This is a genomic window from Bradyrhizobium sp. 27S5 (assembly GCF_037217225.1).
Lineage (GTDB): Bacteria > Pseudomonadota > Alphaproteobacteria > Rhizobiales > Xanthobacteraceae > Bradyrhizobium > Bradyrhizobium septentrionale.
The window spans coordinates 3485615-3496704 of the sequence record NZ_CP147714.1 but is presented as its reverse complement, the minus strand read 5'-3'; the positions used below and the strand labels follow the sequence as shown (position 1 = coordinate 3496704).

The window sequence follows — 11090 nt, the reverse complement described above, 5'->3', positions numbered from 1 at the left end:
GCCGATCCTAGCCGCCAATGCCGCTGAGCCGCTTCATCAGCGGAATCACCAGATCGATCGGCTGCTGCTCGCGCGTCGTAACTTCGGCCCGGGTCAGCGTACCGGTCGAGAGCTGGATCGGCGGCCCCTTGCCGGAGGTCCAGCGATACCCGCTGACGGTGGAGGGATCGCGCTCCAGGGTCACCTTGGCCGTATAGGGCGCGCCGTCCTGCGAAAAGCGCTTGACCAATGCATCGTTGTGCAGGTCCGCCAGCATGCCCTGGGGCGTCACAGGGAATTCCGAAACCGCCACCACATTGCCGACAATCGCGCCGTATTCTTCCCGTTTGATGGTGCTCGGCTCGACACGAACCTCCATGCCGGGCCTGATGTTCTTGCCACGGTCCGGCGGCATGTAGACCGTCGCTTCGAGGACCTGTCCCGCGGTCTCGATTTCGATAACCGGCGTACCCAAGGCAAGCACGGCGCCGCTGGACACTTTGAGTTCGACGACGCGCCCGTCGGCAGGACTGAGGATCCGTGATCCCCGCTCCAGCTCGGCCGCAAGCTGCTCAACCGTCCGCTTCGCATCATTGACCTTGAATTCCGAAAGCAGCCGATCGCGCTCCCGCTGGGTCTGCAGATCCAGCTGCTGCGCATTGAGCTTGAGAATGTCGTTCCTTGCGTCGGTGATGCGTTCCCGCGCATTGTTGAGTTCGACGCGGCGGTCCTCGAGATACCTGCGCGTGACAGTTCCGTTCGCTGCCGCCGGTTCGAGCTTGGCCACCTCGTCGGTGAGATAGGCGGTGCGCTTCTCGGCAGCCGCGATCACGTTGCCCAGACCTGCCTCCTGCGCCGCATAATTGGCAAGCTTGGCATCGATCTCCCGCGAGATCGCCCCGGCGAGCTCGGCATGCTCGCGTTCGCGCTCGCGCAGGACATCCCTCGCCTGCTGAAGCCGCTGCTCGGTCTCGGTCTGGACGATCCGGGCGATCACCTGATCGCGGCGGACGGCATCGCCGATGCCGACCTCGAGCGAGGCCAGCTTGCCGCTGACCGCGGAGACGGCGTCGACCAGACGACCGCCGCTGCTCAACAAAATGCCATCACCGGATACACGGGTTGGAATGCGGCCGAGCACGCTCCAGGCAACCAGCACGGCAAGACCAAGTGCCAGCGCCGCTGCAGCCATCCAGTCGAACGGGCGCGTGACGCCGACAACATGGTCGAGCTGTTCGGGATTCGAAAGCCGCTCGATGGCCGCTGCCCGAAAGATTCGCTCCGTTTCCCGTCTCACGCAGCCCCCGCAAACACCGAAGCCACTTTGGCTAGGTGACCTCTTCAAGCCGTCGTCGGCTCAGGTGCTTTCTCGGTCAACCTCCCCCGCCTGTGCTGGCGTAGCTGGCAGCCGCCAGATTATTGAACGGCCAGGCGCCGCCCGACACTTTGTCCAGGGAGCAGTCGCTGAGCGCATCGGACGTCGCCGAGATCTGGGAGGCTTTGCTCTGTGCGTCGTCCTTGAGGCTCTCGCCAGCATCGGCTTGCGCTTTCGAATTGGTGTCCTGCTCATTGGCCATCTTCAATCTCCATCCTTGATCAATGCTGATCGGGGCCAGCCCGACGTTGCAACCCTGCGCTCAACTCATGTCCGCTCCTCCAGAAATGGAGCAAAGCGGACATGCCGATATCAATGAGATCGACCATTTCCGGTTCGATGCGCGGCGGCGGAGGCGACCTCTTCAAGCCGTCGTCGGCTCAGGTGCTTTCTAGCCCGTCGGGCCTGCGCTGGCGTAGATGGCAGCCGCCAGAGTACTGAACGGCCAACAACCGCCTGACACTTTGTCCAGGGAGCTGTCGCTGAGCGCATCAGAGGTCGCTGAGATTTCGGAAGCTTTGTCCTGAGCGGCGCCCTCGAGACCCTCAGCTTCCCCTTGCTTATTCGCATCTTGCGCAATGGTCATATTCCATCTCCCGTTTCGTCAATGGCAAGCGTCTCACGCGAATGCGCGAGACGAACTTCGTCCCAATGACCCGGCTTCATATCCTTATCCCGGTCGCTGGGCGATACGGCAGATGTCGTATTTCGTCGTCGGTCAGGAGGTTAATGTCGAAAGGCCCTGTGCCGCCGCAGGTGACGGCGCGGTGTGAGATGTTCAGCCCGAAGCCGCCCGCACCGTTCCACCGAGACCCCTTCTAGATCACAAGGCAGAGTCCCGAAAACAGCAACAAACCCAGGATAATCCGCTTGAAGGCTGCTTCGTTGACGCGTCCGAACAGAACGATACCCACGGCCGTTCCAGCGGCCAAGGCGGGCAGCGAAATGCCAAAGTCGATCAAGACCTTGAGCGAGAGGCTGTGGTGCGAAAGCATGAGCGCGAGGGCGAAAAGCTGCATCACCCCGATGTAGGGCTGGACCAGGCCGCGCTGCTGAGTTTTCGGGAGACCATGGATGTCGCACCAGATCGCAGGAAGTGCGCCGGGCATCGCAGTCAGCCCCCCGACCAGCCCACCACCAAACCCCACCAGCGCGTTCCTGCTCCGGCTGTCCATCTGACGCAAATAGGCAGCCGTTGGCCGCAACAAGGCATATGCCGCGTAAAGCGATACAAGAATTCCAAAGCCCAGTCTGAACATCCCGGTGTCCACATTCTGCAGGAAATAGATCGCGATCGGAATGCCCAATAATCCACCAGCGATGAAAACGAGGCTGGTTTTCCATTGCATGCTCTTGCGGAGCGCAAACAGATTGGCGGCTTGCACGGTGATGCTGCAAGCCATCATCAAAGGCACTGCTTCGATAGGCGGAAAAACGTGTAGCAGGATCGCGCCGGCGACCGCCGAGAACGCGAATCCGGAAAGGCCGGAAACGAACGCGCCCGCAAAAACCGCCCCACTCAGCACCAAATAAACCGCTACGTCTGACATGGTATCGCTTCCTGGAGAACGGTGATTGCCGGCGATGGCCGGACAGCGTGGGGGGCGTCCGAACTCACGCGCGTGGCGTCAGCCAATCCATCTAGTCGCCCTGGATCGCCGTTGTTGCCGTTTCGATGGGTCGGAACCTCAGCGCGTGATGCAGCATGTATCCTCCGACCACGTGAAAAATGCCGAAGCCGGCCAGGACGGCGATTGTCCACGCCTTGAGAGCTGGCGATGGCCGCCGGGCGTGGGAGCTATCGGTCATTGCCATATCCAACTTGCCTTCTTGTACGCGCTCGGAGCGAAGCTGCCCGTCTTGACAGCCCCCGTTGATGGCACACTCCTGCTCCCAACAGCCGGGTTCGAGATCGGCTGCCGTTCAAGCGCGTCCAGTTGGGGTGAAGGATATCGTTGGGTTGATTCGCGAGCGATACGGCAGATGTCGTATTTCGTCGTCTAATGTTTCAGCAATCACTCATGATTGCTTCCTTGCCATCGACGCAGGCTGTGACGATCGCATCGTGCAATTCCTCGCCGCTGATCGGCTTGTGCAGAACACGATAGCCGCTGGCGGTCGCTTCCTTGATGCGCGACGGCGAGGTATCGCCGGTTACGATAAAGGCAGGGACCGAGCGGCCGATATGGGCGCAAAGAGCCTCGATTGCCTCCAGGCCTGTAGCACCATCTCCGAGGCGGTAGTCGGCGATGATCAGATCGACCGGTGCATCGCCTGTTATCATCGCCTCTGCATGAATCTGTTGCACCTCAGCGGCAGATCGGCCGGCATAGACCCGATGCCCCTGCAGCGTGAGCAACTGCACCATGACATCGAGAACATCCTCCTCGTCTTCCACGACCATGATGCTGACGGCGATGGCTGCGGGTGATGCCGCGCTATCGGGCAAGGGAGGCGCCACCGCACTGGCTTGCGGAACCGTAACGGAAAACATCGAGCCGCGCCCGGTGACGGAGACCAGTTTCACCGGATGTTGCAGCAGCGCGGCGGTGCGGCGAACGATGGCGAGGCCGAGGCCAAGCCCTTGCGTGCGATCCCTCGCCGGGTTCTGCAATTGCACGAACTCCTCGAAGACCATTGCTTGCTGATCTGCGGGGATGCCGGGGCCGGTATCCCATATCTGGATTTCCACCGACGCGCCGCGCCTGCGGCAGCCGAGCAGAACGCCGCCGGATCCCGTGTAGCGAAAGGCGTTCGACAGCAGATTGCCCAACACCCGTTTCAGCATCATGGGATCGCTGTCCACCTGGAGACGGCTTTCAACGACACGCCAATCAAGGCCGCGATCCTTCGCAACGGAAGCGAACTCGTTGTTGAGCTGGTAGAACAGCTGGGAGAGATTCACCGTCTCCTTCGCAACAGTGACGACGCCGGCATCGAGCCGGGAGATGTCGAGCAGTCCGTTCAGGAGGGCGCTGAGGTTGCCGACAATGGATTTTGCCTTGCCAGCCAGATCGCGTGCATCGCCGGATTGGACAGCGCCGCGGTGACCCAGCGCCGCGAGCGTGGCGATCAGCAGACTCAAGGCATGGATCGGCTGGCGCAGGTCATGACTTGCCGCCGCAAGGAAACGCGTTTTCGCACGATCGGCCGCCTGCGCGCGGTCGCGTTCTTCCTGCAAGTGGCTGACGAGCTCGACATTTTCCAGACGCAACCTGATGGTCTCACGCAGCATGCGGTGCGTCGTGCGGCAGTAGTAGAAATTGATGGCCACAAGCCCCGTAAGCAGGGCGAGATATGCGCCGGAAGCATCACCTCCATTGATAAAGGAGCGCGCCATGACCGGCAGCACCGTTGCGATGATCGAGCCGATCAGAGCCGGCGGAAAGGCCGAGAGCGACGGAACCGTGCCGCAGACCAGACCGGTCAAGGCAACAGCGGTGAATAAAAAAGGAACGGGCTGTTCAGGAACGAACCCGACCCAGCCGAGCATTCCCCACAGCAGGCCCGACACGCAGGAAAAAGAAGCCGCGAGCCACGCCCATCGCAACACAGACGCTGGTTCTCGATTCCGGCTGAAGAACCGGCGCGCCGCCAGGACGCGTATGGCGGTGAGCAGATACAGCGCACCGAGCCATCCGACCAACCAGCTCGCCGGTACGGTGTTCCTCAGGACGTACGCCGCCGCCAGGGAGATCAGGACGTTGGAGGCCACCACGCCATAGGAATTACGATACAAGAGCTCGACGAGCGCCTCGCGTATCTTGTCTTCTTGCATCGAAACCTCTCCGCGCGCCGATCGTTGCGGCGGCTTCGTTCACGAATTGCCGCTGCGCTAGCTAGCCCGCTGGAAGGCCGAGACGGATCGCGTAGGCTGTCAATTCGGCACCACTATGCAGATCGAGCTTCCGCATCAGGTTTTCGCGATGCTTCCGGGCGGTAAGCAGACTAATGCCGAGGCGGTTGGCGATGTCGCGGCTGGTGGCGCCGTGAGGGATCATCCCCAGGATTTGCCGCTCACGCCTTGTCAGCGTGACCGGAGATATGATCGCAGCCGTGGGCTCCGGGGTTTCGTTCAGGCCGTCATGCTGGTCCACCGCAAAGCGAACCTCCTCCGCCACATAGGCGTTGCCTTTTCTGATGGCATCGATTGCAGCGATGAGCTCCGACGGATCCCCGCTCTTGGTCAAATAGCCGTTCGCGCCCGCGGAAAAGGCTGCCCGAACGGAACGTGGCTCAACATTGGCGGTGAGGACAAGAACGCGCAGCTCAGGCCATTCGGCTTTCAGGTTCGCTATGAACTGAAACCCGCCCACACCCGGCATGCCGAGATCGAGTATCAGAAGATCGGCGGAGCTCTCGTTCAGCAGCCGGTGAACGGCTTCGCCGTCCGCGGCTTCTCCACCGATTGTAAGCTGGTCCACGGTCGACAGAAGCTGCTTCAGCCCTTCCCGAACCACGGCGTGATCGTCAGCAATGATCGCTTTAACCAGCCCGCACATGCATCACCCCTGCCGATGACGGTATTAGGGTATCAACCAACTCCAATCAAGGAGTTCGATTCACAAATCCATTTGCCGGTTTGGTCAGTCTGGTCATTTTGCAGTGATCGTCTGAATGCCCCGTTGCCGTGTTGCGCGGCTGGCGCCGGGCGGACGCGGACCCTGGTCGATCCACCGGCGGATTTGATTCTTCATGGTGGCCGCCGCCCGCGTCCTGATTTTCCATCAACGGGCTCGTCATCACATCGACATCTGTTATGGGTGCCGTGCGAGGCGTGGTTGCCGGATTACGCGACGAAGTGGCGGAGCCGCATTTTGCAGCACAGGTGCCCGATAACGCGCCACGACGGCAATGGCTGTCATGCCGGCAGCTGCGATGCGTCAGAAGCAAGCGTCGACGCAACGGCGCGGGAAAGCAGCGCTGTCCGTGACGATCGATTTTGTGTATTCTCTCGCTGCACTCGACCTCTTTGGGAGGATAGCCATGAGAGCCTTCCTGCTCGCCTGCGCGGCCGCCGTCGTTGTGGCGGGAGTCAGCGCCGCGGTCCTTGACCGCGTGCAAGAGCCGGTCGCAGAGGCCTTTGCAACGACGGCCGTGCGGCTTTAGCGATCTCGCCCCCGGGGGGCGGCGTTGCTCCTACTCCGCCGCCGTGGCGGCCGGCTTCGAGCGCGCATCATTGGCCGCGGCGCGCGTCTCCTCCTCCAGCCACAGGCTGTGGTGCTCCTTCGCCCAATTGACATCCACGACGCCACTGCCCATCGCCTCGAAGGCGCCCTGCATGCCGATGGTGCCGATATAGATGTGGGCCAGCATCACCGCGACGAACAGCACCGCCACAATCGCGTGGATCACCGCGGCCATTTGCATTCCTTCGATGCCGGACAGGTAGAACGGGAACATCAGCTCATATCCGGTGATCGCAACGGCAGCGCCGCCGATCACGACGATCCAGTAGACCGCCTTCTGTCCGGCGTTGAAACGATAGGCCGGCGGATGATCGTGCCCCACGATACCGCCGCCGCGCTTGATCCACTCGACATCGACCTTGTTCGGGATATTGCCGCCGAGCCACATCAGGAAGATCAACACCACTCCGATGGTGAACGGGAAGCTCAAATAGTTGTGCGCGTATTTCGCCCATTGCGACCATTCGGAGAATGCTTCGTGGCCGATCAGCGGCAACAGCAGCGGACGGCCGAAGGTGATGTTCAGTCCGGAGATTGCCAGAATGATGAAGCAGGTCGCCGTCATCCAGTGCACGAAGCGCTCAAAGGCGCCGAAGCGCACGATCGTGCGCCCCGACCTCCCGCTCTGGAGGCGGACCATGCCACGGATGAGATAGAAGCCGACGAGCGCCACGAGCATGCCGAGGATGGCAACTCCGCCGACCCAGCGCAGGGTGACGTTGCGGAATTCGCGCCACTCGCGTCCCGCCGGCTGCTCCAGCACGCCTGACCGCTGATCGGGAATGCTGACGCGCCCCTGGATCCGGTTGAGCTCCTGAAGAAGCTGTTGCTCCTTCACCGCGCTTGCGGTCGGATTGACCTGCTGGGCGATGGACGGCACCGACGCCGCGATCATCAACGCAAGCGCCCATGCGCCCAGGGCGAGACGGATGTATTTTGCCAGAGACGCCATGAGCTCCTCCCGGTATTTGCGCGAACCCGCCCTTCAGGATTCGATCGTCTCGCGATAGGCGGTTTTCCAGCCCCAGGCGCCCGAGCCGTAGCCGCGCTTCATCACACGTTCCTTGTAGATCTGGGCGATGATCTCGCCATCGCCGGCGAGCAATGATTTGGTGGAGCACATCTCGGCGCAGAGCGGCAATTTCCCCTCGGCGAGGCGATTGGCCCCATACTTCTCGTACTCCTCCTTGCTGCCGTCGGCCTCGGGGCCGCCGGCGCAGAACGTGCACTTATCCATTTTGCCGCGGGAGCCGAAATTGCCGATCTTCGGGTATTGCGGCGCGCCGAACGGACACGCGTAGAAGCAATAGCCGCAGCCGATGCACAGATCCTTGGAATGAAGAACGACGCCATCGGCGGTGGTGTAGAAGCAGTTCACCGGGCAGACCGCCGCGCAGGGCGCATCGGTGCAATGCATGCAAGCCATGGAGATCGATCGCTCTCCGGGCTTGCCGTCGTTGATCGTGACGACGCGGCGCCGGTTGATGCCCCAGGGCACCTCATGCTCATTCTTGCAGGCGGTGACGCAGGCATTGCACTCGATACAGCGGTCGGCGTCGCAGAGGAATTTCATTCGAGCCATGTGCGTTGCTCCTCTAGGCTGCGACGATCTGGCAGAGAGTGACCTTGGTCTCCTGCATATTGGTTGCAGGATCATAGCCATAGGTCGTGATCGTATTGGCGCTTTCGCCAAGCACGATCGGATCGGTCCCCTTCGGGTAATTGCCGCGAAGGTCCTTGCCCGCGAGCCAACCACCGAAGTGGAAGGGCATCCACGCAACGCCCCTCCCGACCCGTTCGGTCACCAGCGCCTTCATTCTGGCACGCGCGTTGTTTTCAGCGCCGCTCACCCAGACCCAGCCGCCATCCTTGATGCCGCGATCGGCGGCATCAACGGGACTGATCTCGATGAACATGTCCTGCTGCAGTTCGGCGAGCCACGGATTGGTGCGCGTCTCTTCGCCACCGCCCTCGTATTCGACCAGGCGGCCCGAGGAGAGGATGAGCGGGAATTGCTTGGCGATCCCCTTCTCCACCGCGGCCTTCTGCACGGAGAACCCGATGTTGGGCATGCGGAACTGCTTGGCGTCTGGCAGCGTCGGATATTTGGCGACCAGATCGACGCGCGGCGTGTAGATCGGCTCGCGGTGAACCGGAATGGGATCCGGTAGCCCGAACGCATTCATCCGCGCCTTGCCGTTGCCGTAAGGTACGCAGCCATGCATCAGCGCGACGCGCTGAATGCCGCCCGAAAGGTCGAGCGACCACGACACCGCGTCGGGAGTGGCCGGATTGATCCTGTTGATCGTGGCCATCTCCGCTTCCGTCAGATCCTTGTCCCAGCCGAGCTTCTTCAGGCTCGCCAGCGTGAATTCCGGATAGCCGTCCTTGATTTCCGAATCCTTCGAATAGGACCCGTCGGCGAGCAGGCTGACCTTCCGCGTCGAGCCGTCGGCCAGCTTCTCCTCACGTTCGATGCCGAAGCGCGGCCGGAACGTACCGCCGCCGTCCATCACGCCGAGGTTCGTATTGTAGAGCAGCGGCGTGCCCGGATGCCTGACCTCCGGCGAGCCCCAGCACGGCCAGGGCAGGCCGTAATAGTCGCCGCCGACTTCCGGATCGTCCTTCGGAGCCCGCATCGTCAGCATGTCGAACTTCGCCTGGTTCTTCATATGGGCCTTGAGACGCTCGGGCGATTGCCCGCAATAGCCGGTCGACCAGCTGCCGCGATTCATTTCGCGCAGGATGTCCTCGGCCTCGGGCAGATCGTTCTCGACCTTGATGTTCTTGAACATCTTGTCGGCGAAGCCGAACTTCTTCGCCAGCAGATAGGTGATCTCGAGGTCGTCCTTGGATTCGAAGATCGGCTTCACGATCTGCTCGCCCCATTGCAGCGAGCGGTTCGAGGCAACCCGGGACCCCTTGCACTCGAATTGGGTGGCGACCGGGAGAATGTAGAGACCGTCCTTGCGCCCGGCTTCCACGGCGAGCGAGGTCCAGGTGGTCGGATGCGGGTCGGCGATGACGAGCAGGTCGAGCGCCTTCAGACCCTTCAAGGATTCCGGAATGCGGGTGATGCTGTTGGAGGCGTGTCCCTGCACGAACACCGCCCGCACATTGTCTTTCTGAGCGACCTGGTCCTTCGGCAACGTCACCGCTTCGAACCAGCGCGTGAGCGGGATGCCGGGCGCTTCCATGATCTGCTTGGAGTCGAAGCGCGACTTCAGGAAGTCATAGTCGACCTCCCAAACCCGCGACCAGTGCTTCCACGCGCCCTCGGCGAGCCCGTAGTAGAACGGCAGCGTGACGATATCGAGCCCGACATCGGTCGCGCCCTGCACGTTGTCATGGCCGCGGAAGATGTTGGCGCCCATGCCCGGTCCGCCGACATTTCCAGTCATCAGGAGCAGGATGCAACTCGCCCGCACATTGGCGGTGCCGACCGTCTTCTGAGTCTGACCCATGGCCCAGATCAGCGTCGACGGCTTTTCCGTTGCGAACATCTTCGCGACACGCTTGAGCTGTTCACCGGGAATGCCGGCAACGCGCTCGACCTCCTCAGGGTTCCATTTTTCGACCTCCTTGCGAAGATCGTCGAAACCGTAGACGCGCTGCCGGATGAATTCCTTGTCCTCCCAGCCGTTCTGCAGGATGTGCCACATCATGCCGTAGAGCACCGGAATGTCGGTGCCTGGCCGCATGCGGACATACTCGGTCGCGTGCGCCGCGGTTCGCGTCAGGCGCGGGTCGATGACGATAAAGTTGGCCTTTTGCAGCTCCTTGCCCTCGAGCAGATGCTGCAGCGACACCGGATGCGCCTCGGCCGGATTGCCGCCCATGATCATCTGGGTCTTGGCGTTGCGGATGTCGTTGAAGCTGTTGGTCATCGCGCCGTAACCCCAGGTGTTGGCCACGCCGGTGACGGTCGTCGAATGGCAGATACGCGCCTGATGGTCGGTGTTGTTGGTGCCCCAGAACGCGCCGAGCTTGCGGAACAGATAGGATCCCTCGTTGGTCATCTTGGCCGATCCGAGCCAATAGACGGAATCGGGTCCCGACTTCTCGCGGACCTCCAGCAGCTTGTCGCCGATCTCGTTGATCGCGGCCTCCCAGGAGACCCGGGTCCACTGCCCGCCCACCAGCTTCATCGGATAGCGCAGCCGCCGCTCGCTGTGCACGAGCTCGCGCACCGAGGCGCCCTTGGCACAATGCGATCCGCGATTGATCGGGGAATCCCAGGTCGGCTCCTGGCCGATCCATACGCCGTTCAGCACTTCCGCAGTCACGGTGCATCCAACCGAGCAATGCGTGCAGATGCTCTTGCGCGCCGTCGCTCCCGCGGTCAGCGGCCCGGCGGCGGCAGCCTCCGCCTCGCGAACGCCACCGAGGGGCAGCGTGCTGAGCGCAGCGAGCGCCCCGCCGGCAAGACCGGACCGACGCAGAAATGTGCGGCGGTCGAGGCCGCCAGTCTGCCCGGACAGGAGGGCCGCGACGGATCCACGTCGGTCGGAATCGGAACGCTGTGTTCTCCTGATCAGCATGGCCGC

General features: G+C 62.3%; 10 protein-coding genes. 1 reads left to right on the top strand and 9 read right to left on the bottom strand.

Annotated features, from left to right (window positions below):
• Nucleotides 1-7: 7 nt before the first annotated feature.
• The 6 genes from WDM24_RS16065 to WDM24_RS16040 form a co-directional block, all read right to left on the bottom strand.
• Nucleotides 8-1276: an NHLP bacteriocin system secretion protein gene (locus tag WDM24_RS16065; RefSeq protein ID WP_338699438.1), complete on the bottom strand. Its 1269-nt coding sequence runs from the start codon at nucleotides 1274-1276 to the stop codon at nucleotides 8-10.
• Nucleotides 1277-1352: 76 nt separating this feature from the next.
• A complete protein-coding gene (locus WDM24_RS16060) occupies nucleotides 1353-1556 on the bottom strand; it encodes a hypothetical protein (RefSeq protein WP_338699436.1) in 204 nt (67 codons plus the stop codon).
• Between the two features lie 616 nt (nucleotides 1557-2172).
• Nucleotides 2173-2904: a sulfite exporter TauE/SafE family protein gene (locus WDM24_RS16055; RefSeq protein ID WP_166204152.1), complete on the bottom strand. Its 732-nt coding sequence runs from the start codon at nucleotides 2902-2904 to the stop codon at nucleotides 2173-2175.
• Between the two features lie 91 nt (nucleotides 2905-2995).
• Complete coding sequence (locus WDM24_RS16050) at nucleotides 2996-3163, bottom strand: hypothetical protein (RefSeq protein WP_338831802.1); 168 nt, start codon at nucleotides 3161-3163, stop codon at nucleotides 2996-2998.
• A 199-nt stretch (nucleotides 3164-3362) separates the two neighbouring features.
• On the bottom strand, nucleotides 3363-5132 hold the full coding sequence (locus WDM24_RS16045) for a hybrid sensor histidine kinase/response regulator (RefSeq protein WP_338699432.1): 1770 nt from the start codon (nucleotides 5130-5132) through the stop codon (nucleotides 3363-3365).
• A 61-nt stretch (nucleotides 5133-5193) separates the two neighbouring features.
• Nucleotides 5194-5856 carry a response regulator transcription factor gene (locus WDM24_RS16040; RefSeq protein ID WP_338699429.1) on the bottom strand — a complete coding sequence of 221 codons (663 nt, stop codon included), beginning with the start codon at nucleotides 5854-5856 and terminating at the stop codon, nucleotides 5194-5196.
• A 427-nt stretch (nucleotides 5857-6283) separates the two neighbouring features.
• Here WDM24_RS16040 and WDM24_RS16035 point away from each other — a divergent pair, with 427 nt between their 5' ends.
• Nucleotides 6284-6463: a hypothetical protein gene (locus WDM24_RS16035; RefSeq protein ID WP_338699427.1), complete on the top strand. Its 180-nt coding sequence runs from the start codon at nucleotides 6284-6286 to the stop codon at nucleotides 6461-6463.
• A 30-nt stretch (nucleotides 6464-6493) separates the two neighbouring features.
• Here WDM24_RS16035 and WDM24_RS16030 read toward each other — a convergent pair whose 3' ends face one another.
• The 3 genes from WDM24_RS16030 to WDM24_RS16020 are packed head-to-tail and all read right to left on the bottom strand — an operon-like array spanning nucleotide 6494 to nucleotide 11084.
• Entirely contained in the window at nucleotides 6494-7495 is a 1002-nt protein-coding gene (locus WDM24_RS16030; RefSeq protein ID WP_338699425.1) for a formate dehydrogenase subunit gamma, read from the bottom strand.
• A gap of 33 nt (nucleotides 7496-7528) precedes the next feature.
• Nucleotides 7529-8125, bottom strand: coding sequence for a formate dehydrogenase FDH3 subunit beta (gene fdh3B / locus WDM24_RS16025; RefSeq protein WP_166204147.1), 597 nt, complete (start codon nucleotides 8123-8125; stop codon nucleotides 7529-7531).
• A 13-nt stretch (nucleotides 8126-8138) separates the two neighbouring features.
• Nucleotides 8139-11084 carry a formate dehydrogenase subunit alpha gene (locus WDM24_RS16020; protein WP_338699421.1) on the bottom strand — a complete coding sequence of 982 codons (2946 nt, stop codon included), beginning with the start codon at nucleotides 11082-11084 and terminating at the stop codon, nucleotides 8139-8141.
• Nucleotides 11085-11090: the final 6 nt, after the last annotated feature.

What these genes read in the sequence shown, in the direction of transcription:
- WDM24_RS16060 (WP_338699436.1), bottom strand. Translation starts at nt 1,556, where the DNA reads ATGGCCAATGAGCAGGACACCAATTCGAAAGCGCAAGCCGATGCTGGC.
- WDM24_RS16030 (WP_338699425.1), bottom strand. Translation starts at nt 7,495, where the DNA reads ATGGCGTCTCTGGCAAAATACATCCGTCTCGCCCTGGGCGCATGGGCG.
- WDM24_RS16045 (WP_338699432.1), bottom strand. Translation starts at nt 5,132, where the DNA reads ATGCAAGAAGACAAGATACGCGAGGCGCTCGTCGAGCTCTTGTATCGT.
- WDM24_RS16040 (WP_338699429.1), bottom strand. Translation starts at nt 5,856, where the DNA reads ATGTGCGGGCTGGTTAAAGCGATCATTGCTGACGATCACGCCGTGGTT.
- WDM24_RS16055 (WP_166204152.1), bottom strand. Translation starts at nt 2,904, where the DNA reads ATGTCAGACGTAGCGGTTTATTTGGTGCTGAGTGGGGCGGTTTTTGCG.
- WDM24_RS16050 (WP_338831802.1), bottom strand. Translation starts at nt 3,163, where the DNA reads ATGACCGATAGCTCCCACGCCCGGCGGCCATCGCCAGCTCTCAAGGCG.
- WDM24_RS16020 (WP_338699421.1), bottom strand. Translation starts at nt 11,084, where the DNA reads ATGCTGATCAGGAGAACACAGCGTTCCGATTCCGACCGACGTGGATCC.
- fdh3B (WP_166204147.1), bottom strand. Translation starts at nt 8,125, where the DNA reads ATGGCTCGAATGAAATTCCTCTGCGACGCCGACCGCTGTATCGAGTGC.